The 24,615-nt window shown below is 72.2% G+C and carries 24 protein-coding genes; 9 read left to right on the plus strand and 15 right to left on the minus strand.

Going from position 1 to position 24,615, the window contains the following annotated elements; all coding sequences use genetic code 11:
* Positions 1-13: 13 nt before the first annotated feature.
* From ACIBF7_RS33280 to ACIBF7_RS33305, 6 genes are all read left to right on the plus strand, one after another.
* Positions 14-2,017 (plus strand): hydantoinase/oxoprolinase family protein, encoded by a 2,004-nt coding sequence (locus tag ACIBF7_RS33280; protein ID WP_364236074.1) that lies wholly within the window; start codon positions 14-16, stop codon positions 2,015-2,017.
* Positions 2,014-3,858 (plus strand): hydantoinase B/oxoprolinase family protein, encoded by a 1,845-nt coding sequence (locus tag ACIBF7_RS33285; protein WP_246640292.1) that lies wholly within the window; start codon positions 2,014-2,016, stop codon positions 3,856-3,858. Before ACIBF7_RS33280 ends, ACIBF7_RS33285 begins: the two co-directional genes overlap by 4 nt.
* Complete coding sequence (locus tag ACIBF7_RS33290; protein ID WP_364236071.1) at positions 3,855-4,442, plus strand: isochorismatase family protein; 588 nt, start codon at positions 3,855-3,857, stop codon at positions 4,440-4,442. The genes ACIBF7_RS33285 and ACIBF7_RS33290 overlap by 4 nt, the downstream gene beginning before the upstream one ends.
* A 126-nt stretch (positions 4,443-4,568) precedes the next feature.
* Positions 4,569-4,988 carry a hypothetical protein gene (locus ACIBF7_RS33295; RefSeq protein WP_364236069.1) on the plus strand — a complete coding sequence of 140 codons (420 nt, stop codon included), beginning with the start codon at positions 4,569-4,571 and terminating at the stop codon, positions 4,986-4,988.
* Between the two features lie 2 nt (positions 4,989-4,990).
* Positions 4,991-5,215: a helix-turn-helix transcriptional regulator gene (locus ACIBF7_RS33300; protein WP_219546342.1), complete on the plus strand. Its 225-nt coding sequence runs from the start codon at positions 4,991-4,993 to the stop codon at positions 5,213-5,215.
* 9 nt (positions 5,216-5,224) lie between these two features.
* Positions 5,225-6,241 carry an NAD(P)-dependent alcohol dehydrogenase gene (locus tag ACIBF7_RS33305; RefSeq protein ID WP_397198899.1) on the plus strand — a complete coding sequence of 339 codons (1,017 nt, stop codon included), beginning with the start codon at positions 5,225-5,227 and terminating at the stop codon, positions 6,239-6,241.
* Positions 6,242-6,248: 7 nt separating this feature from the next.
* Here ACIBF7_RS33305 and ACIBF7_RS33310 read toward each other — a convergent pair whose 3' ends face one another.
* Complete coding sequence (locus tag ACIBF7_RS33310; protein ID WP_364236065.1) at positions 6,249-6,893, minus strand: response regulator transcription factor; 645 nt, start codon at positions 6,891-6,893, stop codon at positions 6,249-6,251.
* Positions 6,890-8,029, minus strand: coding sequence for a sensor histidine kinase (locus ACIBF7_RS33315; protein ID WP_397198901.1), 1,140 nt, complete (start codon positions 8,027-8,029; stop codon positions 6,890-6,892). Before ACIBF7_RS33315 ends, ACIBF7_RS33310 begins: the two co-directional genes overlap by 4 nt.
* A gap of 110 nt (positions 8,030-8,139) precedes the next feature.
* Here ACIBF7_RS33315 and ACIBF7_RS33320 point away from each other — a divergent pair, with 110 nt between their 5' ends.
* Positions 8,140-9,276: an alpha/beta hydrolase family protein gene (locus tag ACIBF7_RS33320; protein WP_397198902.1), complete on the plus strand. Its 1,137-nt coding sequence runs from the start codon at positions 8,140-8,142 to the stop codon at positions 9,274-9,276.
* A gap of 68 nt (positions 9,277-9,344) precedes the next feature.
* Here ACIBF7_RS33320 and ACIBF7_RS33325 read toward each other — a convergent pair whose 3' ends face one another.
* From ACIBF7_RS33325 to ACIBF7_RS33345, 5 genes are all read right to left on the minus strand, one after another.
* Positions 9,345-10,163 carry a VOC family protein gene (locus ACIBF7_RS33325; protein ID WP_397198903.1) on the minus strand — a complete coding sequence of 273 codons (819 nt, stop codon included), beginning with the start codon at positions 10,161-10,163 and terminating at the stop codon, positions 9,345-9,347.
* 87 nt (positions 10,164-10,250) lie between these two features.
* Complete coding sequence (locus ACIBF7_RS33330) at positions 10,251-11,147, minus strand: hydroxymethylglutaryl-CoA lyase (RefSeq protein ID WP_271279342.1); 897 nt, start codon at positions 11,145-11,147, stop codon at positions 10,251-10,253.
* A gap of 82 nt (positions 11,148-11,229) precedes the next feature.
* Positions 11,230-12,969 carry a thiol reductant ABC exporter subunit CydC gene (gene cydC / locus ACIBF7_RS33335; protein ID WP_271279343.1) on the minus strand — a complete coding sequence of 580 codons (1,740 nt, stop codon included), beginning with the start codon at positions 12,967-12,969 and terminating at the stop codon, positions 11,230-11,232.
* On the minus strand, positions 12,966-14,624 hold the full coding sequence (locus tag ACIBF7_RS33340) for an ABC transporter ATP-binding protein/permease (protein ID WP_397198904.1): 1,659 nt from the start codon (positions 14,622-14,624) through the stop codon (positions 12,966-12,968). Before ACIBF7_RS33340 ends, cydC begins: the two co-directional genes overlap by 4 nt.
* The gene (locus tag ACIBF7_RS33345; RefSeq protein ID WP_397198905.1) at positions 14,624-15,259 is read right to left on the minus strand and encodes a hypothetical protein; all 636 of its coding nucleotides are present in this window, start codon (positions 15,257-15,259) and stop codon (positions 14,624-14,626) included. The genes ACIBF7_RS33340 and ACIBF7_RS33345 overlap by 1 nt, the downstream gene beginning before the upstream one ends.
* An 84-nt stretch (positions 15,260-15,343) precedes the next feature.
* On the opposite strand from ACIBF7_RS33345, the gene ACIBF7_RS33350 reads away from it, so the two are divergent.
* On the plus strand, positions 15,344-16,687 hold the full coding sequence (locus tag ACIBF7_RS33350; RefSeq protein WP_271279345.1) for an MFS transporter: 1,344 nt from the start codon (positions 15,344-15,346) through the stop codon (positions 16,685-16,687).
* On the opposite strand, the gene ACIBF7_RS33355 is transcribed toward ACIBF7_RS33350, so the two are convergent.
* From ACIBF7_RS33355 to ACIBF7_RS33390, 8 genes are all read right to left on the minus strand, one after another.
* Entirely contained in the window at positions 16,681-17,424 is a 744-nt protein-coding gene (locus ACIBF7_RS33355; RefSeq protein ID WP_271279346.1) for an arylmalonate decarboxylase, read from the minus strand. The two genes, ACIBF7_RS33350 and ACIBF7_RS33355, sit on opposite strands and share 7 nt — an antisense overlap.
* Positions 17,421-18,143, minus strand: a complete 723-nt coding sequence (locus ACIBF7_RS33360; protein ID WP_397198906.1) for an SDR family oxidoreductase — start codon at positions 18,141-18,143, stop codon at positions 17,421-17,423. Before ACIBF7_RS33360 ends, ACIBF7_RS33355 begins: the two co-directional genes overlap by 4 nt.
* Entirely contained in the window at positions 18,128-19,042 is a 915-nt protein-coding gene (locus tag ACIBF7_RS33365) for a hypothetical protein (protein WP_397198907.1), read from the minus strand. Before ACIBF7_RS33365 ends, ACIBF7_RS33360 begins: the two co-directional genes overlap by 16 nt.
* A complete protein-coding gene (locus tag ACIBF7_RS33370; RefSeq protein WP_364236044.1) occupies positions 19,039-19,737 on the minus strand; it encodes a hypothetical protein in 699 nt (232 codons plus the stop codon). The genes ACIBF7_RS33365 and ACIBF7_RS33370 overlap by 4 nt, the downstream gene beginning before the upstream one ends.
* Positions 19,712-20,842, minus strand: a complete 1,131-nt coding sequence (locus ACIBF7_RS33375) for an aromatic ring-hydroxylating dioxygenase subunit alpha (protein WP_364236042.1) — start codon at positions 20,840-20,842, stop codon at positions 19,712-19,714. The genes ACIBF7_RS33370 and ACIBF7_RS33375 overlap by 26 nt, the downstream gene beginning before the upstream one ends.
* Complete coding sequence (locus ACIBF7_RS33380; protein WP_397198908.1) at positions 20,835-21,743, minus strand: alpha/beta hydrolase family protein; 909 nt, start codon at positions 21,741-21,743, stop codon at positions 20,835-20,837. The genes ACIBF7_RS33375 and ACIBF7_RS33380 overlap by 8 nt, the downstream gene beginning before the upstream one ends.
* Entirely contained in the window at positions 21,740-22,546 is an 807-nt protein-coding gene (locus tag ACIBF7_RS33385) for an oxidoreductase (protein ID WP_148031611.1), read from the minus strand. Before ACIBF7_RS33385 ends, ACIBF7_RS33380 begins: the two co-directional genes overlap by 4 nt.
* Before the next feature lie 90 nt (positions 22,547-22,636).
* A complete protein-coding gene (locus tag ACIBF7_RS33390; RefSeq protein WP_397198909.1) occupies positions 22,637-22,918 on the minus strand; it encodes a Dabb family protein in 282 nt (93 codons plus the stop codon).
* Positions 22,919-23,005: 87 nt separating this feature from the next.
* Between ACIBF7_RS33390 and ACIBF7_RS33395 the strand changes: the two genes are divergently transcribed.
* A complete protein-coding gene (locus tag ACIBF7_RS33395) occupies positions 23,006-24,598 on the plus strand; it encodes a nitrilase-related carbon-nitrogen hydrolase (RefSeq protein WP_397198910.1) in 1,593 nt (530 codons plus the stop codon).
* Positions 24,599-24,615 lie beyond the last annotated feature (17 nt).

Below are 24,615 nucleotides of genomic sequence, written 5' to 3' on the forward strand. Positions count from 1 at the left end.
CGAGGAACCCCCCATGCGCTACCGGCTCGGGGTGGACGTCGGAGGGACGTTCACCGACATCCTTCTCATCGATCAGGAGTCAGGGCAGACCTACCGCGCCAAGACTCCGTCCACTCCCCATGACCAGTCGATCGGTGTCCTGGCCGGCATCCGGAAGGCGTGCGCGGTGGCGGACGTCTCCCCGGACGAGATCGGGGAGATCCTGCACGGCACCACCGTCGCCACCAACGCCATCCTGGAGGGCAAGGGCGCCAGGGTGGGCCTGGTCACCACGGCGGGCTTCCGCCAGGTGCTGCAGATCGCCCGCTCGTTCGTGCCCGGCGGCCTGGCCGGATGGATCATCTGGCCCAAGCCGGAGCCGCTGGCCGCGCTGGAGGACACCGTCGAGGCCGTCGAACGGGTCGCCGCCGACGGCTCGGTGGTGACGCCGCTGGACGAGGACGACCTGCGGGCCAAGCTGCGCTCCCTGCGCGGCGTGGAGGCGCTGGCCGTCTCGCTGATCAACTCCTTCGCCTTCGACGGCCACGAGCGCCGCATCGCCGAGCTGGCGGCCGAGGAGCTGCCGGGCGTGCCCGTCTCGATCTCCTCCGAGGTGCTGCCCGAACTGCGGGAGTACGAGCGGACCGTCACCACGGTCGCCAACGCCTACGTCCAGCCGAGGGTGGCCAGGTACCTCGACAACCTGGGCCTGGACCTGTACGCGCTGCGCAGCGACGGCGGCCTGGCCTCCCAGGCGAGCGCCAAGGCGGCGCCGGTCAACATGCTGCTGTCCGGCCCGGCGGGCGGGGTCGCGGGCGCGACCTGGGTCGCCGAGCAGGCCGGATTCACCGACTTCCTCACCTTCGACATGGGCGGCACCTCCACCGACGTGGCGCTCGTCCAGGACGCCCGGCCGCGGGTCGGCCGCGAGACCAAGGTCGGCGACCTCACCGTCCGCTCGGCCTCGGTCGACGTGCGGACGGTCGGCGCGGGCGGCGGCTCGGTCGCGCACGTCCCCGAGCTGACCCGGGCGCTGCGCGTCGGCCCGCAGTCGGCGGGCGCGGAGCCCGGACCGGCCGCCTACGGCAAGGGCGGCACCGATCCCACCGTCACCGACGCCAACGTGGTGCTCGGCTACCTGCCGTCGCGGCTGGCCGGCGGCGAGATCGTGCTGGACCGGGAACGGTCCCGTGCGGCCGTGGCCCAGGTCGCGGACGCGATGGGGCTGTCGGTCGAGGCCGCCGCGCAGGGCATCGTCGACATCGTCAACGAGAACATGTTCGGCGCGCTCCGCCTCGTCTCCGTCCAGCAGGGCTTCGACCCGCGCGACTTCGCGCTGGTCGCCTTCGGCGGCGCCGGGCCGCTGCACGCCAACGCGCTGGGCCGGCTGACCGGCTCGTGGCCGGTGATCATCCCGCCGTCGCCCGGCGTGCTCTGCGCGTACGGGGACGCCACCACGTGCCTGCGCGACGAGGCGTCCAGGACCAGCATCAAGCGTTTCTCCCAGCTCACCGACGACGAGCTGCGGCAGATGCTGACCGAGCTGGCCGAGCGGGCCGCCGCCACGCTGGAGGCCGAGGGGGTGGGCCGCGCCGACCAGACCGTCACGTACCAGGTCGACGTGCGCTACCACGGCCAGGGCTTCGAGATCCCCATCGACCTCGGCCTGGACACCGGGCTGGAGGCGCTGGGCAAGGCGTTCGACGCCGAGCACGAGCGGCTGTTCTCGTTCCTGCTGAGCAACGAGCACGAGGTCGTCAGCGCCCGCGCCTCGGTGAGCGGGCCGCGCCCCGACGTCCGGCCGGTCCGCCTCGACCAGGGCGGCCCCGCCGCCGAGCCGGTCGACAAGCACGAGGTCTGGATCGACGGCGGCTGGGCCGAGGCCTCGATCTACGACCGCGGCACCCTGCTCGCGGGCAACCGGATCGAAGGTCCCGCGATCGTCACCGAGATGGACTCCACCACGCTCGTCCTGCCCGGCCACGTGGCCGACGTGCACGAGAGCGGCAGCCTGCTCATCCGGCCACTGGAGGCATGATGGCCCAGATCATCCAGACCGCGACGGGACCCCTGGCCGAGACCGAGGTCGACCCCGTCACGCTCGACATCATCGAGAACGCGCTGCGCAACGCCCGCTACGAGATGGACGAGGTGCTCTTCCGCACCGCCCTGTCGCCGGGCATCCGCGAGCAGCACGACGAGTTCCCGCTCATCGCCGACGCCGAGGGGCGGATGGTCGCCGGGCAGTTCGGCCTGTCGATCCCGGCCCTGCTCGACCGGTTCGACGGGACGGTGGAGGAGGGCGACGTGCTGCTCACCTCCGACCCGTACTCCTGCGACGGCGCGATCAGCCACGCCAACGACTGGCTGGTGGTCATGCCGGTGTACGTGGACGGGCGGGTGGTCGGCTGGGCCTCGATGTTCGGCCACATGTCGGACGTCGGCGGCAAGACCGCCTGCTCGATGCCCACCGACGCGCGCACCATCTTCGAGGAGGGCGTGGTCATCCCGCCCTTCAAGCTCTACTCCAAGGGCGTGCTGAACGAGGACGCGCTGCGGATCATCCTCAACCAGGTGCGCAGGCCCGACTGGAACCGGGCCGACCTCAACGGCATCGTGGCGGCCTGCCGCACCGCCGGGCGCCGGATCCAGGAGCTGTGCGCCCGTTTCGGCGCGGACACCTACACCTCGGCCCTGCGGGCGCTGCTCCAGCGCAACCACGACGCGATGCGCGTCCTGCTCACCACGCTGTTCGAGGACGGTGAGACGCTCACCTTCAAGGACTACATCTGCGACGACGGCGTCGGCAACGGCCCGTACGAGCTGTCGCTGTCGCTGACGCGGACCGGCGACAAGGTGCTGCTCGACTTCACCGGCAGCTCCGAGCAGGCCGAGGGGCCGATCAATTACTACCTGAACGAGAACCTCGCCCGGATGTTCTTCGGGATCTACCTCATCACGGTGGCCGACCCGCAGATCCTCTGGAACGATGGCTTCTACCCGCTGGTCGACGTGCGGATCCCGGAGAAGAGCTTCTGGAAGCCGGAGTATCCGGCCGCGCTCAACGCCCGCAACCACGGCATCGGCCGCATCTTCGACCTGTTCGGCGGGCTGCTCGGGCAGAAGACGCCCGACCTGCTGAACGCGGCCGGCTTCTCCTCCTCACCCCACTTCATGTACGCGGGCGAGGGGTTCCAGCTGTACTCCATCGGCTTCGGCGGCATCCCCGGCAGGCCGATCGGCGACGGCCCCGACGGGCACTCGCTGTGGCCGTCGTTCACCAACATCCCGTGCGAGTTCCTGGAGTCGTACTACCCGCTGCGTATCGAACGCTGGGAGACCGTCGCCGACACCGGGGGAGCGGGCCTGCACCGGGGCGGCAACGGCGTGGACGTGGCGTACCGGTTCCTGAAGCCGGGCACCATCGCCATCCACGACGACCGCTGGCTGACCTACCCGTGGGGGGTCAACGGCGGCGAGCCGGGCGCGCGCGGCCGCAAGTGGATCGAGCGGGCGGACGGCGGCAAGGAGATCCTGCCGAGCAAGGTGCACGACGTGCCGGTCCGGCCGGGCGACGTCCTGCACTTCGTCACCTGGGGCGGCGGCGGCTGGGGCGACCCGCTGGCCCGCGACCCCGCCCTGGTCGGGCTGGAGGTACGGCGCGGCCTGCTGACGGCCGGCGGCGCCCGCCGGTACGGGGTGGTCTGCGCGGCCGACGGCACGGTGGACGAGGCGGCCACCCGCGACCTGCGGGCGGAGCTGGAGGGCACCAGGCCGGAGCTCAAGGTGTTCGACATGGGCCCGCCGATGGCGGAGATCCTGGCCAGGTGCGAGGAGGAGACCGGCCTGCCCGCCCCCCGGCCCCCGGCCAGGGCGTGAACCCGTTCGACGGGACGCTCCCGTTCGGGGAGCGTCCCGCGCTCATCCTCATCGACCTGATGCGGGCCTACTTCGAGCCCGGGGCGGATCTCTACATGGGGTCGCGCGACTGCCTCGACAGCGCCGCCCGGGTGCTGTCGGCGGCCCGCGCGGCCGGCGTGCCGGTGGTCCACACCCGGGTCGCGTTCGGCGCGGGCGGTCTCGACGGCGGGCTGTTCTACCGGAAGGTGCCGCCGCTGCGGCACCTGGCCGGCCCGCTGGGCGAGCTGATGCCGGAGGTGGCGCCCGCCGACGGCGAGGTGGTGATCGTCAAGCAGTACGCGAGCGCGTTCTTCGGCACCACCCTCGCCTCCACGCTGACCTCGCTGCGGGTGGACACGCTGCTCATCGCCGGGGTGTCCACCAGCGGGTGCGTACGGGCCAGCGCCGTGGACGCGGTGCAGCACGGCTTCGTCCCGGTCGTGGTCCGCCAGGCGGTCGGCGACCGGGACCCGGGGCCGCACGAGGCGAACCTGTTCGACATCGGCGCCAAGTACGGCGAGATCTGGGACGAGGAGGCGGTGCTCCGGCGCCTGGACGCCTAGAAAGCCGGGTGCCGGCTCGGCCGGCACCCGGCTTCGGCATGCCGCCTCGTGTTAAAGATTATTGACACCATGTCTGCGCTGCTTTACCTTTGACCTTGTAAAAATTTCTTTACATGGGAGCAGGGCATGTCCTCCGAAGAGAAACGCTCGTGGATCTACCTCGTGGTGGGCGTCGGCGTCTACGCGGTCTACTTCGTCGTCGTCCTGTCGCAGGTGCCGGGAGCGGACGTCGCGCGGATCGCCTACGTGCGGCCGATGCTCATCGCGATCGCCGCCGGGATCGGCCTGGGCATCGTCGCCAATATCGCGGCCGCCGTCGCCTCGCCGAAGGAGGCCGGCCGGACCGACGAGCGTGACCGGCAGATCAACCGGCTGGGCGATTACGTCGGCTTCTACGTCATGAGCATCGCGGCACTCGTGCCCATGGCCCTGGCCATGGCGGAGGCCGCCCACTTCTGGATCGCCAACGCGCTGTACCTGGCGTTCGTCCTGGCCACCGTCGTCTCCTCGGCCGTGAAGATCGTCCTGTACCGCCGGGGCTTCTGACCATGGTCAAGCCCACGAAGGTCACGAACTCGATCCGGGCCCTGCGGTTCGCGCACGGCGAGATGACGCAGGCACAGCTGGCCGACCGCATCGGGGTCACCAGGCAGACCGTCATCGCCATCGAGCAGGGCCGCTACTCGCCGTCGCTGGAGGTGGCGTTCCAGATCGCCCGGGTGTTCGGGGTGCCGCTCGACGACGTCTTCCAGTACCCGGACTCCCAGGAGTAACCACACCCCATGACCACCCCGGCCAGGATCGAGACGACCATGACGAAGAAGACGATGACCGCGATCGCCCGCGACGCCTACTGCGCACCGGCGCAGCTCCAGCTGCGTGACATGGACGTCCCGGCCGTCGGCGCCGGCGACGTGCTCGTCCGCGTCGAGGCCGCCGGCGTCGACCAGGGCGTGTGGCACGTCGTCACCGGCCTGCCCTACGTGGTGCGCGCCGCCGGTTTCGGGCTGCGCCGGCCCAGGAACCCCGTCCCCGGCATGGACGTGGCCGGCCGCGTCGCGGCCGTCGGCGCCGACGTCACCCGGTTCCGTCCCGGCGACGAGGTCTACGGCACCTGCGACGGCGCCTACGCCGAGTACGCCCGCGCCCACCAGGACAAGCTCGCCCCCAAACCGGCCTCCCTCAGCTTCGCCCAGGCCGCCACCGTGCCCATCTCCGCCTGCGCCGCCCTCCACGGGCTGCGCGACGCCGGCCGGCTCGCCGCCGGGCAGCGGGTCCTCATCACCGGCGCGGGCGGCGGCGTGGGCAGCTACGCCGTCCAGATCGCCAAGGCCGACGGCGCCCACGTCACCGGCGTGTGCCGCACCGCGAAGACCGACGTGGTCCGCTCCCTCGGCGCCGACCACGTCATCGACCACACCCGCGAGGACTTCACCACCGGCGCCGACCGGTACGACCTCATCCTCGACACGGCCGGCAACCGCCGCCTGGGCCGGCTGCGCCGCGTCCTCACCCCCCGGGGCGCGCTCGTCATCGTGGGCGGGCCCGGAGGCGGGCGCGTGCTCCAGGGCGCCGACCGCCAGATCCGGGCGATGCTGCTGTCGCTCTTCGTCGGCCAGCGCCTGACCGGCCTCATGTCCACCGAGTCCGCCGCCGACCTGGAAACCCTGACCGGCCTCATCGACTCCGGCGCCCTCACCCCGGCTCTCGACCGCACCTACCCCCTCGCCCGGACGCCCGACGCCTTGGCCTACCTCACCACCGGCCAGGTCGCCGGCAAGATCGCTATCACCATCTGAGCCGCCCCTAGAGGTCGGCGTCGTGGACGAGGATCGCGGCCTGCACCCGGTTGGCCAGGCCCAGCTTGGCCAGCACCCGGCTGACATGCGCCTTCACCGTGGCCTCGGTCAGCCGGAGCTGGCGGCCGATCTCGGCGTTCGACAGGCCGCGAGCGACAGCCCTGATCACGTCCTCCTCGCGGGCGGTCAGCGCGGCCAGCCGCTCCCTCGCGGACACGGCCCGCGAGGGAGCCTTGCCGGCGAACGAGCTGATCAACCGCTTGGTGACGGCGGGGGAGAGGATGGCCTGGCCCGCCGCGACCGTGCGGACCGCGGCGGCGAGGTCCCGCGGCGGGGTGTCCTTGAGCAGGAAGCCGACGGCGCCCAGCCGGAGCGCCTCGTGGACGTACTCGTCGAGGTCGAACGTGGTGAGCATGATCAGCTTCGGCGGGCCGGGCAGGGCCAGGATGCCGGCGGCGGCGGTCAGGCCGTCGGTGCCCGGCATGCGCACGTCCATCAGCACGACCTGCGGCCTGAGCCGGGCCGCGGCGGTCACCGCGGCCTCGCCGTCGCCCGCCTCGCCGACCACCGCGATGTCGCCGGACGCCTCCAGGATCATCCGCAGTCCTGACCTGACCAGCGCCTCGTCGTCGACGACCAGTACGCGGATCATGCGGTGGGTATCCCGGCCAGCACCCGGAACCCGCCCTCCTCCTGCGGCCCGGCCTCCAGCCTGCCGCCGAGGAGCTCGACGCGTTCGCGCAGCCCGACCAGCCCCCAGCCGGAGCCGGGCAGGCCGCCGTCCGCCGCCGTGGCGGGCCGGTTGCGGACGAGGACCTCCAGCTCGGCGCTCCGGAACCGCAGGTGCACGTCGGTCTCGGCGTCGCCCGCGTGTTTGTGCACGTTCGTCAGAGCCTCCTGGACGACCCGGTACGCGGTGCGCTCCGCGGTGGGCGGGAGCGGGCGGGCCTCGCCCTCGTCGTGGCGGTTGACCACGATGCCCAGGGCCCGGGACTGGTCGAGCAGCCGGTCCAGGTCGGCCAGCGTGGGCTGCGGGCCGCTCACCGGATCCGGCGAACGCAGCACGCCGAGCACCTCCCTGAGGTTCGTCAGGGCCTCCCTGCCGACCTGGCCGATCAGCGCGGCGGCCTCCGCCGTACGGGCGTCGGAGGCGTTGACCTCCAGCGCCCCGGCGTGCAGGACCATCAGCGACACCCGGTGGGCGACCACGTCGTGCATCTCCCGCGCGATGCGCGACCGCTCCTGCTCCCGCGCCTGCCCGGCGCGGAGCACCTGCTCGCGCAGCAGCTGCGCGGCCTGCTCGCGCGCGGCGTCGAGCACCTGCCGCCTGGCGCCCACCCACAGCCCCGCGACCAGCGGAAGCCCGAGCATCGCGCCGCCCATGAGCAGCGCGTTGAGCGGGGTGCCGGCGACCAGGGCGCGATAACCCTCGTTCCAGTACGAGACGAGCCCGGCGAGCGCGTGCACCACGACCGCGCCGGCGACGTAGAGCCACAGGTCGCGGCGGCGCAACCGGATGCCGGCGTAGTACGAGGCCACGACGGCGGCCGGCCACATCACCAGCCAGAGGTGGGCCACGGCCGCCACCGCGACGAGCGGCCACAGCGCCCGCCCGGCGAAGGCCGCGGCCACACCGCAGCACGCCGCCACGGCCACGAGCACCGGCGCGGGCAGCGCCGAACGCACCCCCATGGACCCGGTGACCGCGGCCATGGACAGCAGGAACACCGTCAGCCCCAGAGCCCAGGGGGTGATCCGTCCGGCGATCCTCGATGCCCGGTCAAGCATGGCCAGAGACTACAAGGCGCACCGATCCAGACATCCCCTACGAAAGTCGCAGACACCGCGCAGCTTTCGTCGGGGACGGTACGGCGGGACCACCCGGCACGGTGGGACGCATGAGGAAAACCGTTGCCACGCTCGCGCTCTCCGCATCACTCACCACCCCGGCCATGGCCGCCCTGCCGGCAGAAGCCGTCCCCGTGGCGAAGAAGCCCGTGACCGCCCTGCCGGCGCCGACCGGTGACCACCCGGTCGGCAGGACGGACCTGCACCTGATCGACTCCAGCCGCCCCGACCCGTGGGTCCCCAGCCGGAAGGCGCGCGAGCTGATGGTCTCGATCTGGTACCCGGCGCGCAAGGCCACCGGGAAGCCCTCCCGGTACCTCACACCACGGGAATCAGAACTGGTCATCAGAAGCGTGCCGCAGCTCAAGGACGTACCGGCGGACACCCTCGCCAAGACCAGGACGCACGCCCGCGCCGACGCTCCCGCGTTGCCGCGCAAGGGCGGCCGGCCCCTGGTGGTCCTGTCACCCGGCATGACGATGCCCCGCGCGACCATGACCTCGCTGGCCGAGGAGTTCGCCAGCCGCGGCTACCTGGTGGCGGGCATCGAGCACACCTACGAGTCGCTGGCGACCACGTTCCCCGGCGGCCGGACCGTCACCTTCGAGGCCGGAAAGGCCGGTCAGACCCCCGAGACGGGCGCGAAGGTGGCCCGGGTACGGGCCGCCGACACCGAGTTCGTGCTGGACCGGCTGGCCGGGAGCAAGCGCTGGAACCGGCTGATCGACGAGAGGCGGATCGCGATGGTCGGGCACTCGGCGGGCGGCCAGAGCGCCGCGCACCTGCTGCCCTCCTCCAAGCGGATCAAGGCCGCGGTCAACCTCGACGGCACCTACCACCCCGGCACCCCGGCCAAGCCGCTGGACAAGCCCTTCATGATGATCGGCAATCCCCGGCACGCGCCGGGACACGGCGGGAGCGACGGCTCGTGGGACACGTTCTGGCCGCACGTGACCGGCGACTGGAAGCGCTGGCTGACCGTGACCGGCGCCGAGCACGCGAGCTTCACCGACTACGCGGTGCTCCAGCCCCAGCTCGGCCTGCCCGCGGCGCCGATGGACGGCGCGCGGTCGATCGGGATCACCCGCGCGTACGTGACCGCCTTCCTCGACCTGCACCTGAAGGGCGAGCGCCGGCCCCTGCTGGACAAGCCGTCGAAGGACTATCCCGAGGTGCGGTTCTGGTGATGGTGGAGTTCGTCGTCTCGGAGATCGCCTGGGAGGCCGACGACGCGATGGACACCGGCTCGTGGGGCTCAGTGCGTCACTTGCCACCAGAAGCCGTCCGGGTCGGTGAAAAAACCGGAATATCCCTCGGTAGTCCGCGTGGCGGCGACGGTGGTCCGGCCTCCGGCAGCGGCGGCCGCTGACAGGAGGAGATCGACTTCTTCCCGGGACCCGGCCCTGTGGGTGAGGACCATCGAGGGGAAGCCGTCGCCGTCCTTGGCCGTGCCCGCATCCCTGGCCAGGACCCCGCCTTCCATCAGGCACAGCCTGGCCGCGCCTGCGGCGGGGTGGAAGTCGATGTACTTGCTGCCGTAGTCCCGGTCGACCGACATGCCCAGGGCCTCGTAGAAGGCCTTCGACGCCTTCGGCGCGGATACGCCGAGAATGAGGGTGGTCTCAGTCGGCAGCGGACTTTCCGCCGCGGGGCCGGTGTCCTTGCCGGTGGCCGCCGCCAGCTTCCAGATGGCGCCGTCCGGTGCCCGGAACACCCCGGAGAACGAACCGAAGAGGGCCTTCTTGGCGGGCTTGAGAACCTCCGCGCCGCCGCGGACGGCGGCGTCCATCAGCGTCTTGACCTCGGTGGGCTGGTTGACGACATAGGTCAGCACGTAGCCGCGGAATCCCGGCGCCGCCGGTTGCGCGCCCGCGCCCGCGGCGAGCCTCTCGGCCGCGGACAGAGTGAGTCGCCCGGTCCCGTGCAGGTCGAGGTTCACCGAGTCGTCGTCGTCGGCGACGGTGGGGGAGAGCGTCGTGCTGTAGAACCTGCGCGCGGCCTCCACCTCGGGCGTCCCGAGGGTGATGACGTCGAGCGTGAGGCCCATGGAAGCTGGGGTGGCTGTGCTGTTCACGCGGGCAACGCTAGGTCCAGCCTGGAGGGCGACGCTTCTCGATTCCTGACCACTTCGGGATCGCGCCCTCGCCGCAGGGCGGGGCCCTCAGGCCGGGAAGTCGCCGGCGCGGCCGAGCAGGGCGGGCACCGGCGCGCCCAGCCGTTCGCCGATGTAGGCCGCGGCCTCGGTCAGCCGGCCCAGGTCCACTCCGGTACGGACGCGCGACCGGCGCAGGGCGTAGGCCAGGTCCTCGGTGGCGATGTTGCCGGTGGCGGCCGGGGCGAACGGGCAGCCGCCGATCCCGCCGCTGCTGGCGTCCAGCGCGCTCGCGCCGGCCTCGACGGCGGCCAGCGCGTTGGCGTACCCGGTGTTGCGGGTGTTGTGGAAGTGGAAGCGCAGGGGCAGGCCGGTGACGGCGCGCACCGCCTCGACCAGGCGGCGCACGTCGGCGGGCACGCCGACGCCGATCGTGTCGGCGAGCGCGATCTCGTCGGCGCCCGCCTCGGCGCAGCGCCGCACCATGACGGCCACGTGGTCCGGCGACACCTCGCCCTCGAAGGGGCAGCCGAACGAGGCGCCGACCGTCGCGGTGACCGGCAGCCCGGCGGCGTGCGCGCGGGCCGAGACGGCGGCGAAGGAGTCGAGCGCCTCGGCGATGCTCATGCCCTGGTTGCGCCGGGAGAAGGTCTCGGTGGCGACCACGGTCATGTTGACCTCGTCGACTCCGGCGTCCAGCGCCCGGTCGAGGCCGCGCGCGTTGACGATCAGGCCGATGTAGCTGAGCCCGTCGCGTCTCGGCACCCGGGCCATCACCTGCTCGGCGTCGGCCATCTGCGGCACCAGGCGCGGGTGGACGAAGCTGACCGCCTCGATGCGGGTCAGCCCGGCGTCGGCCAGGGCCTCGATGTAGGCGACCTTGTCATCGGTGCCCACCAGGACGGACTCGTTCTGGAGCCCGTCCCTGGGGCCGACTTCGACGAGGTTCACTTCGGGGGGATGCATGCTTCCTGGATACCAACATGTATGCAAAAAATCCAGATATAAGGTCATAAAGGGAGATATCTGGTTTTGATGCATACAATCCTCAGCCGGCCGCCCGGTCGAGGTCGTCGGCCTGGCGGGCGTACAGGCGGGCGTAGGCGTCCTGGCGGGCCAGGAGCTCCTCGTGGGTGCCCTGCTCCACCAGGCGGCCGCGGTCCAGCACGAGGATGCGGCCGGCGCCGGTCACCGTGGCCAGGCGGTGCGCGATGACCAGGAGGGTCCTGCCCTCGGCCAGGTCGTCGATCTGCCGCTGGATCTCGGCCTCCGTGTGCGTGTCGAGCTCGGAGGTCGCCTCGTCCAGGACGATGATCGGGGCGTCCTTCAGCAGGGCGCGGGCGATCGCCAGCCGCTGCCGCTGGCCGCCGGACAGCCGTTCGCCCATCTCGCCGATCACGGTGTCGTAGCCCTCGGGCATCGCCGTGATCGTGTCGTGCAGGGCGGCGCGGCGGCAGGCGGCCTCCAGCTCGTCCTGGGTGGCGGCCGGCCGGGCGAGCCTGAGGTTGGCGGCCACGGTGTCGTTGAACAGGTAGGTCCGCTGGCCGACCACGGCCACCAGGTCGCGCAGGTCGCCGAGGCCGAGCCGGTCGACCGGGACGCCGCCGACGCGCACCCTGCCGGAGTCCGGATCCCAGAACCGGAGCAGGAGCGAGACCAGCGTGGACTTGCCCGAGCCGGACGCGCCGACGACGGCGTACCGCTCGCCCTCGGGGACGGTGAAGGAGACGTCCTGCAACGCGGGAGCCGGCCCGCCCGGGTAGGTGAAGGTCACCGACTCGAAGGCGATCGACCGGCCGGCGGGCCGGGGCTCGGGGGAGCCGGGGTCGACGACCAGGGGTGGCCGGTCGGTGATCTCCCAGAGGCGGCGCGCGGCGGCGAACGCCTGCTCCAGGTCGGCGACGAACTCCTCCACGCCCAGCACCGGCCCGAAGGCCGCCAGGCCGATCGCGACGGTGATCGCGATGTCCTGCCAGCCGAGGCCCTGCGCGTGGCCGGTGAACAGGACCGCGATCATCCCGGCGGCGACGAGCAGCTCGTTGAGGCCCCGGCGCAGCGCGATCAGGCGGCCGAGCCGGCCGACGGCCGACGCGCCGGCGCCGCCGAGCGCGCCCAGCTCGGCCAGGCGGCGCGGCCCGTACCCGAAGGCGAGCACCTCCCTGATGCCCTGGACGCCGTCGGTGAGGTGCTGGGAGACCTCGCCGCGCGAGCGGCGCAGCTCGGTGGCGGCGGTGGCGGCGGCGCGGTGGCTCAGCCACGGGACCCCGATGCCCACCCCGATCAGGAACGGCGCGAGCACGAGCGCCACCACGGGACTGAAGACCGTCCCCAGCACGGTCAGGGAGATCACCGGCACGACGGCGGCGGCCAGCGCCGGCGCGATGGTGTGGGCGTAGAACACCTCGATGCGGTCGATGTCCTTCATCACGCGGGCGAGCAGGTCGCCGGAGCGGCCGCCCTCGGTCCCGGCGGGCGCCTGCGGCTCGATCCGCTCGTAGAAGTCGTCGCGGAGCAGGGCGAGCAGCTTGAAGGCGACGAAGTGCCCCGAGTACTGCTCGACGTAGCGGAACAGGCCCTTGGCGAAGGCCATGACGACCATGGCCACGGCGATCTCGCCGATCACCTCCGGCTCGCCGGACACGACCCTGACCACGCCCCAGGCGCCCACGCCGTACAGGGCGATGCCCAGGCACTGCTGCAACACGCGGAAGAGGACCGAGACGGCGAGCGGGACCAGGAGGGGCCGGCCGAAGGCCAGCAGCCGCCGGCTGATCTGGATCCTGGTCATCGTGACCTCACCGCCCTGGCGTAGTGGCCGTCGCCTGTCATCAGTTCCTCGTGCGTGCCCTGCTCGGTGACGGCTCCGTCCTCCAGGACCGCGATCCGGTCGGCGTCGCGGACGGTGGACAGCCGGTGCGCGATCATCAGCACGGTCCGCCCGGTGGTGAGCCGGTCCAGCGCGGCCAGGATCGCGGCCTCGGACTCCAAGTCCACGTTGGAGGTCGGCTCGTCGAGGACGAGGATGGGCGCGTCCTTCAGCGCGGCCCGCGCGATCGACACGCGCTGCGCCTGGCCGCCGGAGAGGGTCAGGCCGCGTTCGCCCACCGGCGTGTCGAGGTCCAGGTCGAGGTCGGCCACGGCGAGCGCCTCGCGCAGCCGGTCGTCGTCGGCGTCGGGCGCGGCGACCTTGAGGTTGTCCCTGAGCGTGCCGGTGAACAGGTAGGTCGTCTGGGCGACGACGCTGATCTGCTCGCGCACCCAGGCGGCGGGCACCGCGGTGACGTCGTGACCGCCGACGCGGATCGTGCCCTCGCCGGGGTCCAGGTTGCGCTGGAGCAGGGCGGCGACGGTGGTCTTGCCCGATCCCGAGGGCCCGACCAGCGCCAGTCTCTCGCCGGGCGCGACGGTGAAGCTCACCTCGCGCAGCACCGGGGTGTCCGGCAGGTAGCCGAAGCCGACCGCGTCGAAGGTCACCTCGGAGGTGGTCCTTGCCGGGTGCCCGGTGTCGGCGTCGGTGACCGAGGGCCGCTCGGCGAGCAGGGTCCTGATCTCCTTGGCGGCGGCCATGCCGCCCATGCCGACGTAGAAGAACTGGCCGACCTTGTCCAGCGGCTCGACGAGCTGGGTGGCCAGCAGCACCAGGGCGACCGCCTCGCCCGTGCCGATCGCGCCGTCGCGGAAGCGGATCATCGCCAGGACCGTCGCCGCGGTGATCATCCCCAGTGAGAAGACCGTGTCGATCACGAAGAGGATGACCTGGTTGCCGGCCAGCAGCCGCATGATCGCCTGGCGCAGGTCCTCCGAGGCCTTGGCCAGGGTCCGGCCGTGCGCGGTGCCCTGGTTGAAGAGCTTGAGCGTGGTCAGGCCCTGCAGGGCGTCCAGGAAGCGGGCGGCCAGCCGGTTGGCGGTGTCGCGGTATCCGTCGCTGACCCTGGCGAAGGCCCGCTGGAAGACGCCGACGGTGAGCGGGATGGCCGGGACCGCGACGGCCAGGACGAGCGCGGTCCACGGGTCGACGAGGATCGCGATGGCGGCCAGCACGAGGATCGGCACGGTCATCGAGGCGAGGATCGGGCCGAGGAAGGTGGCGTAGTAGGTGGCGACGAGCTCGACGGCCTCGGTTCCGGTGGAGACCAGGCGGCCGGTCTGCTCGCTGGAGCGCAGCGGGGCGCCGAGCCGGAGCAGGTGGCGGTAGACCCGGTCGCGCAGGTCGAGCTCCAGCCGCCCGCCGGCCCTGACGGTGATCGCCGGCACCCAGGCGGCGAACAGCGCCCGGGCGACGGCCGCGACGGCCAGCCCGGTGACGACGCCGCCGTCAGGCGGCCCGCCCGCGGCGATCCGGCCGATCGCGTGGCCGGTGAACAGCAGCAGCGCGGTCGTGGCCAGGGCCTGGAGCCACGTGCCCAGCACGGACAGCAGGACCGGCCCGCGGATGGGCCGCATCAGCGACTCCACGTGAACCTCCGCGAATGTGCCACAGGCGACTTCGTCCGCGTCAGGAACCAGACCCCCAGGGCGAAGGCCGACCAGTTCAGCGTGTTGAGGATCTCCTCCGCCCACTGCAAGGCGATCGTCTGCTCGGGCCGCGAGGCCAGCAGGCCCATCACGTACGTGCCGAGAAGGTTGAACCCGAACAGGTAGACCGCGGCGGCCGCCCCGGCCCGGCGGGACAGCAGCAGCAGCCGGATGCCCACGAGGGTGGCCGAGACGGTGGTCACGATCAGCATCGGCCAGGTGTCCATGACCGCGATCGCGGCGGCGACGCCCAGCAGGGCGAAGCCGGCGAACGCCCACGCCGGCGGACGCCGGCCGGATCCGGTCCCCAGCAGCGCCCAGGCCATCAGCGTGAACCCGATGCCGAGCAGGAAGAACTGGGCCTCGGCCAGCCACACGAGGTCCGGCCCGCGGATCGCCATGATCAGTTTCCAGACGGCCTTGAGCGCGCCGCCCAGCACGGTGAGCCAGCCGCCTGCGGCCACGGCCGGATGGCGGGCGTAGGGGACGAGCAGCGCGACCCCGACGGCCATGGCGATGACCGGCAGGAAGTCGACGAGGGCGAGGGAGAGTGGGTATTCCATGGCAACTCCCATTGGGGAAACGTCGTTTCCAAGTAAGACACGAGATCCATTGACGGGAAACAGTGTTTCCATAACGATGTGCGCATGGCGGGCGCTGACGACTACGTCGAGATCCCCGTCGCGGGCAGGGGCCCCCGGCGGGTGCGCCTGGACGCGGCGGCGCCGTTCGGATGGTGGCCCGCGATCTGCGTCGCGCTGATCGCCTTCGTCGACCGGGTGGAGTACAACCTGATGGCGGGGGCGCTGGCCGACATCCAGCGGGATCTCGGGTTCGGCGACACGGCGGGCGGCGCCATCGCGACCTCCGCCGCGCTGGCCGGCGTCATCCTGCTGATCCCCGCCGGGCGGCTGGCCGACCACGGCCGCAGGACCTGGACGCTGTTCCTGGTGGTGGCCGTCTGGTCACTGCTGACCCTCGGCAGCGGGCTGGTGACCTCGTACGCGATGCTGTTCGCCGTGCGGGTGCTGCTCGGCGGCACGGGGCTGCTCTACAACCCGGCGGCCTCCAGCCTGCTGGCCGACTACTTCCCGGGCGGCAGCCGGACCCGGGCGTTCTCGCTGGAGCGGTTCGGCTACTTCGCCGGGCCGCCGGTCGGCATCGTCGCCGGCGGCGCGCTGGCGGAGGCGTACGGCTGGCGGACCATGTTCTTCCTCGTGGCGGTGCCGGGCATGGTGATCGCCCTGCTCTGCCTGACGCTGCGCGAGCCCGAGCGGGGCACCGGCGACCGCATTGAGATGCTCAGGACCGGCCGGCAGGCGCAGCCCGCCGCCGCGCCGGATCGCCGGGGCCCGGTCCTGGCCGAGATGCGGGAGCTGCTCCGGATCAGGACCCTGCGCGCCATCGCCGTCGGGCTCGGCACGGTCTTCTTCGGGCTGGGCGGGCTGATGTTCTGGCTGCCCACCTTCTACCAGCGCGCCTTCGACCTGTCCGTGGGCGCCGCCTCCGGGCTGGCCGGCGGCGTCGGACTGCTCGGCATGGTCACCGGCAGCGTGCTCGGCGCCCGGCTCGGTGACAGGGGGCACCTGGTCAGGCCGGGATGGCGGGTGACCGTCGGCGCCTGGGGGCTGCTCGTCGGGGCGCTGGCCCTGACGGGTGTCGCCCTGCTGCTGGTGCTGCCGGTGCAGTTGCTCTGCCTGGCGGTCGCCTCGGGCGGGTTCCTGGTGGCCATCCCCAACCTGACGGCGGCCGCCGCCGACGTGGTGCCCGCCGCGCGGCGGGGGCTCGGGTTCGCGCTGCTGCAGTTCCTGCTCTCCCTGGCGGGATCGGCTGGACCGCTGCTGGTGGGCGCGTTCTCCGACGCCACCGGATCGCTGCGCTGGGCGTACGCCATCCTCGCCGTCCCGTTGCTGGCCGGCGCGCTGCTGGCGTTCCGTGGCAGGGCGAGCCTGGAGGACGACAGGGGGACCGCCCTCCGGGCCCTTCAGTGATCGCGCAGGAGGGAGCCCGCGCCGTACACCTTGTCCTCGATGCCGTTGTCACGCAGCGCCATCCACCAGGTGGCGGCGTTGATGGCGATGACCGGCTTGCCCAGCCAGCGCTCGGCCTCGTCGGCCAGCCGCACCATCGACAGGTTCGTCCCGCACTGCACCAGCACGTCCACCTCGGCGGAGTTCACCTCCACCAGCGCGTCGCGCAGCTCGGCCTCGCCCACGTGCGCGATCGACACGGCGGTGGGGCACTTGAGTCCCTTGATCGCGGTCACCTCGAAGCCGATCTCGGAGAAGAAGCGGACCACGTTCTCGTCGCCGACCGGCTGGTAGGGGGTGACGACGCCGATCCGGCGGGCGCCGAAGAGTTTCAGCGCGCGCTCGCAGGCCTCGGCGCCGGTGGCGACCCGCAGGCCGGTGAGGCCGTGGATCTGCTCGACGAACTGCCGGTTGCCCTCGACGCCGCCCCAGAAGGTCTCCGCGGACATGCCCATGACCATGTAGTCGGGCTCGCAGGTCATCACCCGTTCGCAGGCGGCGCCGAGCTCGTCGCGGATCTGGCCGAGCAGGCGTTCCATGCCCTCATTTCCGGACATGTTCTGATCTCTGATGTGGATCCTGCCGAAGTGCGCGGTCACCCCCGGCACGGTCATCGCAGAGAAGTCCGGCTCCACGATCGTGTTCGTCGACGGCGCGATCACGCCGAACTTGCGTCGCCAGCCGAGCGCGTCGGTCACGGCAGCACCTTTCTCCTCGTGAAGGGGGCGGTGGCGAAGCGGGCCATGACCTTGCGGTTGGTCAGCCAGCGGACGTGCGCGCCGTTCCCGATCCGGGCGAGCGCCTGCTCGGCCAGCCACGGGGTCACGGTCTCGACCCGGTCGGCCAGGATGTCGAAGACCTTGCGGGACTTCGGGTTCAGGTCGCGGACGAGCAGGTCGGTGACGACCATGCCGGGGCTGAGCAGCCCGACGGACACCCCGTCGGGCACCTCCTTGGCCAGGGCCTTGGTCAGGTAGTTCAGCGCCCGCTTGGTGGACCCGTACACCGACAGTCCGGGCACCGCCCGGCCGTCGCTGCCCAGGCCCTCCATGTTCCACACGTGGCCGTGGCCCTGGCCGGCCATGCCCGCCAGCGCCACCGCGCAGCCGTTGATCACCCCGTTGAGGTTGACGTCGACGACCGCGCGGGTCTCCTGCTCGGTCAGCTCCCACAGCGGCACGCGCCGCTGGGTGACGCCGGCGTTGTTGATCCACACGTCCACCCGGCCGTACTCGGCGACGGCCGTGTCCCACAGCTCGCGCACCTGGGCCCGGTCGGTGACGTCGGCGACGACGCCGAGCCCGTCCTCGGGCGCCGTGGCGCTGCCGCAGGTCACCACCTGGTGGCCGCGTGCCAGGAACTCCCTGACCAGGCCGCGCCCGATGCCGCGGCTGCCGCCGGTCACGACGATGACCACGTCAGCACCCCGTGCATCACCGCGGCGAGCGTGCCGCCCTCGAACAGTTCGTAGACCACCGCCAGTTCCGTCCCCGAGCCCATGTCGGGCGTGGCGTCGAGCATGAACTCCCGGCCCTTCAGCTTCCACACGTCCGCGAAGTGCACGCTGGGGTAGTCGGCCCGGCCGAACGCCTGGGCGTTGCCCCACGCGTCCGGCCCTTCGTAGAAGGAACGGCAGCCGTCGCGCCGCACGTCGGCCGCGTACTCCCGCTCCAGCGCGCCCGACCAGGTGACGCGCCGGCGGGTCCTCAGCAGGTCGAGCGGCTCCAGCTCGACCCGGACCTCGACCGTGCCGGCGGGTTTCTGGTCGGCGCCGAACAGCTCGCAGGCGCCGGCGAACGCGCCGCCGGTCTTGGTCGGCAGGATGTACGGGACCGGCCCGTTCCGCGTCTCGGCGGCGAGCCAGTCGGCGGTCCTGGCCGGGTCGCGGGTGTAGAGGCCGTTGAAGCAGCCCACGACCGCCGGCCCCTGGTAGAGCATCGAGGAGTAGACCTGGGTGTCGCCGATCACCTGGTTCCAGGTGTTGAGGTCCACCTGCCAGCCGGGGCCGTAGTAGTGCGCGTCGACGAAGGTCCCGTACGGCTGGCCGGTGCCGTAGAAGTCGGGGCCGGTGTAGATCCGGCTGGCGTCGGAGTCGACCACCCCGAAGGCGAACGGGGCGCCCAGCCGGAACCGGCCCGCCATCGGCCCGCCGCCTTCCAGGCCGCCGTCCATGTAGTAGGTGGTCACGCCGTCCTCGTGGACGGAGGAGCGGCGGATGTCCTCGTACCCCTGCCACGTCCCTGTCGCGTCGAACAGGGACGGCCTGCCGACCCATTCGCCCTCGATGCGCCGCTGCCACTCGCTCGGCTCGGTCAACGCAGAAGCTCCTCACGTACGGTCTCGGCCTGTTCCTCGCCGATCAGTCGGGTGACCTGGTGCCAGACGGGGTCCACGGCCGGGGAGAAGAGGTTGGCCCGGTTGACGCGGTCGCGCCCCGCCAGGTCACCGGAGGGCTCGGGCACGCCGCCGGCGACGAGCGCGAGCCAGTGGTCCAGGTAGGCGTCCACGGTGCCGCCGAGCTTGGCGAAGGCGTCCTCGGTGGCGCGGCACACCAGCATCCAGGGCGACATCATGGCCCGCTGCCGGGGGCCGATGGCGGCGGGGGAGAGGCCGTCGAGCTGCCAGGCGCCGTCGAGCGGCTCGGTGAGCGGCAGGAAGCAGGCGTCCAGATACTCCAGGTTGACGGCCAGCTCGGCCCGCGGGATCAGGTCCAGGTGCATGGCGTGGTACTCGGCGGAGGCGACCGAGTCCAGCGTGAAGTGCGGCACCGCGGAGCCCGGACGGGTGAACACGAAGATCATGTGGCTGTCCAGCCCGATCTGCGGCACCACCAGGCCGACCGCGACCGCCTTGTCGACGACGGTCTCGTCCGCGGGGCGCAGCACCCGCAGGCGGCCGACCGGGGCGGGCGACATCGGCGAGGTGAGCGGCACGTCGCGGGCCGGCCGGAGCTTCAGGGCGTCGGTCAGCCGCTCCAGGACGCGCTCACTCAGCGCTTCGGGCAGGCTCATGGCTGTCTCCTCGGGTCTTGTGCACCCACGCACGGGCGAGTTCGGGATTGTCCCGGCGGGCCGGCGAAGGGATGACGGTGGCCTCGCGGCGCGGCACGTCCCCCATCACGATGTCGTCGCCGCCCAGCCACCAGCCGTCGTCGATCAGCTCCTGGCGGCGCCGCCGGTAGGCGATCTGCAGGGCGTCGCTGCGCAGGTGCAGCTCGGCCGCGAGGTCGAAGGGCAGCAGTTCGGGCCGCTGCGACTCCACCACCACCCGGTCCTGCTCGAAGATCCGCTGGATCCGCTTGACGGCGTTGCGGTCGGCCCACTTGCCGGTGAAGAAGTTGCGGTAGCCGACGAGCTTCACCATGGTGCGGCCCTGGGAGATCGGGATGTTGTGGTCGTACATGATCAGGTCGCCGAACGGGAGCCGGATGTGCAGCTTGACCACGTTCGGCAGGTACCAGCCGTTGGTGACCACGACGGGGTCGAGGCGCTTGGGGGACAGCATGCCCCACAGGCCCTTGGGCGCCGGCGGGTTGAGCAGGATGTCGGCCTCCGCGTGCCACTCGCCCTGCGTCACCTCGTAGTCCGGGATCTCCGGCTTGTCGGGGTTGCCGAAGGCGGTGCCGTGCACGAACGGGGTGTGCGCCGCGTCCACGACGTTCTCCATCGCCCGCTCGTAGTTCGCCTCGACGACGGTCTGCCAGTAGACGGCGCGGAAGGAGGGGTCGTCGTGCTCGGCCATGTGCGGGATCGGCGGGCGCTTGTCCTCGGGCAGGTCGCCCAGATAGGCCCAGACCAGGCCGTACTTCTCGACGATCGGGTAGGCGTCGACCCGGGCCTTCTTCGGGATGCCGCGGCCGGGCGGGTTCGCGGGGATCTTCACGCAGGTGCCGTCCGACTCGTACTCCCAGCCGTGGTACGGGCAGGCGACGCGGTCCTCGACCAGCGTGCCCAGCGACAGGGCCCCGCCCCGGTGCACGCACAGGTCGGACAGGCAGGCCACCGAGCCGTCGCGCCGCCGCCAGATCACGAAGTCCTGCCCGAGGCAGGTGACCTTGCGCGGCCGGTGCTCGACGACGTGGCTGAACTCGATCGCGTACCAGAAGTTCTTAAGCATGCTTCCTCCTTACGGGCAGGCCGGACAGGACGGCCCGTGCCTCCGGATCGTCGTGCAGATGGGTACGGAGGAACGCGGTGACCAGCCGGGCCAGTTCGGGCCGGGGCTGGGCGGTGGCCGGCAGATCCAGGAAGGCGCGCGCGGCCGTCGGATCCACCGGGTCGGCGATCATGAAGTGGTTGGCGCCGTCGAAGACGGCCAGCAGGTGCTCGCCGTCGCCGAGCGCCTCCTCGAAGGTCCGGGTGACGGGGTCCGTGGCGTGCCCGTCCTGGCCGTAGCGGTCGGCGCTGCCCATGATGACGCCGTCGCGGGTGCCGACCGACAGCAGTACGGGGCAGTCGGCCTGGGCGGGCACCACGGTGCCCGCGGGCCAGCCCAGCATGGTGGCGACCATGGTGTGCGCCCCGTAGGAGAAGACCGCCTTGACGCCGGGGAAGAACCTGGCCGACTGCATCGCCACCGTGCCGCCGGCGGAGTGGCCGCCGATGGCCACCCGGTCGAGGTCGAGCACGCCCTTGAGCAGCTCGATCTCCGCCAGCGAGGCCAGGACGGCGCCGATGGCCGGGCAGGTTGGGCGGGTGCCGTACCGCCCGGGGGTGGCGGCCTCCAGGTCGACGCCGGGGGTGAGCCCGTACTCGCCGCCGAACAGCTCGCCCACCCGGTCGAACGTCACGCACACGAACCCGGCAGCGGCGATCTCGACCGCGAGCCAGCGGTAGGCGTCCTGCCCGACGTTGATCCCGGACAGGAACAGCACGACCGGGTACGGTCCGCCGTCGGGCGGGAACGTGCCGGTCAGACGGTCGCCCTCGGCGGCCGCCGGGTAGTGGACCTTGAGATGGGCGGTGCCGAACGGGGGCTCGCCACCCGTCTCCGCGGCCCACCACAGCGACCTGATCACGACGGCCTCGGCAGCACCCGGTCGCCGCCCCACAGGGCGCGGACGAGCTTGCCGGTCAGCTCCTCGCCGAAGAACCGCACGCCCATGACGTTGGCCGGGTCGCGGTCGGCGATGTTGCGGCGGATGGCCAGGTCGGTGGCGGCGAGCGCGGGCCGCCGCTCCTCCGGCACGGGCTCGGCCTCGTCCACCCAGGTCAGCCAGCGGTCCACGCGGTCGTCGAGCAGCTTCGCGACCAGGTCGATGTTGTCCTGCGCGCGGGGGAAGGAGTAGCAGTGCGCGACGGGCGACAGACTGGCCCGGATGAACCCGGCGCGGCTGGTGAACCAGGTGAAGTCCGGGTGCTCCTCCTTGAACCGGAGCCAGTCGGCGTCGAGCGGCGCGTAGTAGCGGTCGTAGTAGTCGCCGTCCTCGGTCAGGTTCACCCGGGGGATCGCGTCGGTGTAGAACCAGCCCTCCGGCCACACCAGCAGCGCGATGCCCAGGTGCGGCACGTCGATCTGCGGGCCGAGCCACACGGTCAGGTGCAGGTTGGCGAAGCTCGCCGTGGGGTTGCCCAGCCAGGAGTGGACCATCCAGTCCACTTCCGGGCCGGTGTAGGCCTCGATCCGGCCGCCGGGGCCGTCGGGGTAGGTGCCGTAGCTGTCGAACTGCTCGCTCGACGGGTCCCGGGTGAGCACGAACTTCGCCTCGATCCTGGCTTTGAGCCGGGCGAGGATGCCGCGCATCTGCTCGAAGGTCTCGGTGACGTCGACCACCGGGGACTCGTCGAGCATCTGCTCGACGTGCTGAAGCGTTTCCTTCACAGCTGATCTTCCCCAGTCTGTTACCGGTAAAGAAACGGTGTTTCCTTTGCAGGATCCCCCGAAAGCGTGACCCGTGTCCAGGACATCGGGCTATCCCTCGTGATCGACGACCGCCCGCGCGGCCAGCCTCGGACGCAGCCAGCCGGCCAGCTCCAGGTGGTCGGGGTGCTGCTGGTAGCTGCGCAGCTCGTCGGCGGACTCGTGCCTGGTGACCAGGCACAGGTCGTAGGAGACGGGCGAGTGGACCACGTCCAGGTGCGCGGAGAGCCCCCTGATCTGCGGCACCCTGCCCGCCAGCGCTTCGAGCCGCTCCTTGGCCTCGGGCGCGTCGGCGGGATCGGTGAACTTCATCAGCACGACGTGGGTCAGCACAGGCTGCCTCCTCTGGACATCTCGCCCTGTTTCGCGAGATTGTAGGCATTGGAAACGCCGTTTCTCTAGATGTAACAGGGAGGCGCTGTGGTGCGCGTCGCCGCGGTGCAGTTCGAGGCCGGCCAGGACGTCGCCGCGAACCTCGCCACCAGCCTTCGCATGATCGGCGAGGCCGCCGGCCGGGGCGCCGAGCTGATCGTGTTACCCGAGTTCTGCAACCATCTGTCCTGGTACGAGAGCCGCGAGCACGCCCGCGCGATGGCCTGCCGGCACGGGGACCCCTTCCTGACGGCCGTCGCCGGCGCCGCCCGACGGCACCGCGCCCACGTCAAGATCGGCGTCACCCTGGCCCGCGACGACGGCCGCACCACCGGCGCGTCCCTCCTCTACGGCCCGGACGGCGAGCTGCTGGGCGAGGCGGACAAGCAGATCCTGATGGGCGCCGAGAACGACCACCTCGACCCGGCGACGGCTCCCGGCCCGGTGGTGGACACCGCCGCCGGCCGCGTCGGCATGTACGCCTGCATGGAAGGCGTCATCAACGAGGTCACCAGAGGGCTGGCGGTGCGTGGCGCGCAGATCCTGCTCAACAGCCTGAACTCGTTCGCCACCGACGAGGCCTCGCTGCACGTCCCGGTCCGCGCGGCCGAGAACAAGGTGTGGGTCGTCGCGGCCAACAAGGTCGGCCCGCTGATCCCCGCCGACCGGCTGGCGCAGGTCGGCGCCGGTCTCGGGGTGCCGGTCGGCTGGCTGCACGGCGCGGGCGAGAGCCAGATCGTCGCCCCGGACGGCACCGTCGTGGCCCGGGCCCCGCGCACCGGCGAGGCCGTGGTGGTCGCCGACATCGACCCGGCCGCCGCCGACGCCGACCGCGCCCGCCTCCTCGCCACCCGCCGTCCCGCCCGCTACGCCGCCATCACACGGCCCCCGCGCGGCCGCACCGCCCCGCCGGGCGCGGCCGTCCTCCCTGTCGCGGTGGTCCGCGCCGGCGCCCCCGCCGTCCGCCGGGCCGCCCGCGACGGCGCCCTGCTCATCGTCCTGCCGGAAGGCTCCCCGCTGTCGGCGGCGGACGCCTCGGCAGCGGTACGGGACACGCCGGCCCACGTGGTGACCGGCACCGGCGCCCTGGTGAATGCCACCGGCGAGGTACCCCGCGAAGACCCACCCGGGCCCAGCGTCGGGGACCCCGGCGGGTCCGCTGGGGACGCTTCCGGCGTCGGCCCCTGCCCGATCCACCGGTTGCCCTGGGGACGGCTGGCGATCGTCGCCGGTGAGGATGCGCGGCATCCGGAGGAGTTCCGGCTGGCGGCGCTGGCCGACGCCGACGTGGTCGCGGTCCCGTACACCGCCAGGGAGCCGTGGGAACTGCGGCTCGGCCTGCTGGAGAGGGCGGCGGAGAACCGGCTCAACCTGGTGGTGGCCGGGCAGGACGGCCCGGACGGGGTGGCGGGGCTCGTCCTGGCCGCGCCCCGGGACTTCACGCTCTGGACCGCTTGGGAGGGGCCGTTCACCGGCCGCATCAGCCACCCCGTGGTGACCACGGTGAAGAACGCGGACGAGGTCGTGCACGCCGTGGTGTGGCCGGAGCAGGCGGTCAACCGGCACGTCTCCCGGGGCACCGATCTGGTGGACGGCCGCCCCTGGCACCTGTCCGGAGCCTTGCTCGGCCAGGCAGGCTGACGAGCACCGGGTCGGTG

It is taken from the genome of Nonomuraea sp. NPDC050478 (assembly GCF_044458265.1).
In the GTDB taxonomy this organism is placed as follows: Bacteria; Actinomycetota; Actinomycetes; order Streptosporangiales; family Streptosporangiaceae; genus Nonomuraea; species Nonomuraea ferruginea.

Excerpts from the sequence above, each read along its gene's own strand:
- ACIBF7_RS33375 (WP_364236042.1), bottom strand. The coding sequence starts at position 20,842 with ATGCTTAAGAACTTCTGGTACGCGATCGAGTTCAGCCACGTCGTCGAG.
- ACIBF7_RS33320 (WP_397198902.1), top strand. The coding sequence starts at position 8,140 with ATGAGGAAAACCGTTGCCACGCTCGCGCTCTCCGCATCACTCACCACC.
- ACIBF7_RS33330 (WP_271279342.1), bottom strand. The coding sequence starts at position 11,147 with ATGCATCCCCCCGAAGTGAACCTCGTCGAAGTCGGCCCCAGGGACGGG.
- ACIBF7_RS33310 (WP_364236065.1), bottom strand. The coding sequence starts at position 6,893 with ATGATCCGCGTACTGGTCGTCGACGACGAGGCGCTGGTCAGGTCAGGA.
- cydC (WP_271279343.1), bottom strand. The coding sequence starts at position 12,969 with ATGACCAGGATCCAGATCAGCCGGCGGCTGCTGGCCTTCGGCCGGCCC.
- ACIBF7_RS33280 (WP_364236074.1), top strand. The coding sequence starts at position 14 with ATGCGCTACCGGCTCGGGGTGGACGTCGGAGGGACGTTCACCGACATC.
- ACIBF7_RS33350 (WP_271279345.1), top strand. The coding sequence starts at position 15,344 with ATGGCGGGCGCTGACGACTACGTCGAGATCCCCGTCGCGGGCAGGGGC.
- ACIBF7_RS33305 (WP_397198899.1), top strand. The coding sequence starts at position 5,225 with ATGACCACCCCGGCCAGGATCGAGACGACCATGACGAAGAAGACGATG.
- ACIBF7_RS33340 (WP_397198904.1), bottom strand. The coding sequence starts at position 14,624 with ATGCGGCCCATCCGCGGGCCGGTCCTGCTGTCCGTGCTGGGCACGTGG.
- ACIBF7_RS33285 (WP_246640292.1), top strand. The coding sequence starts at position 2,014 with ATGATGGCCCAGATCATCCAGACCGCGACGGGACCCCTGGCCGAGACC.
- ACIBF7_RS33315 (WP_397198901.1), bottom strand. The coding sequence starts at position 8,029 with ATGCTTGACCGGGCATCGAGGATCGCCGGACGGATCACCCCCTGGGCT.
- ACIBF7_RS33300 (WP_219546342.1), top strand. The coding sequence starts at position 4,991 with ATGGTCAAGCCCACGAAGGTCACGAACTCGATCCGGGCCCTGCGGTTC.
- ACIBF7_RS33370 (WP_364236044.1), bottom strand. The coding sequence starts at position 19,737 with ATGAGCCTGCCCGAAGCGCTGAGTGAGCGCGTCCTGGAGCGGCTGACC.
- ACIBF7_RS33295 (WP_364236069.1), top strand. The coding sequence starts at position 4,569 with ATGTCCTCCGAAGAGAAACGCTCGTGGATCTACCTCGTGGTGGGCGTC.
- ACIBF7_RS33345 (WP_397198905.1), bottom strand. The coding sequence starts at position 15,259 with ATGGAATACCCACTCTCCCTCGCCCTCGTCGACTTCCTGCCGGTCATC.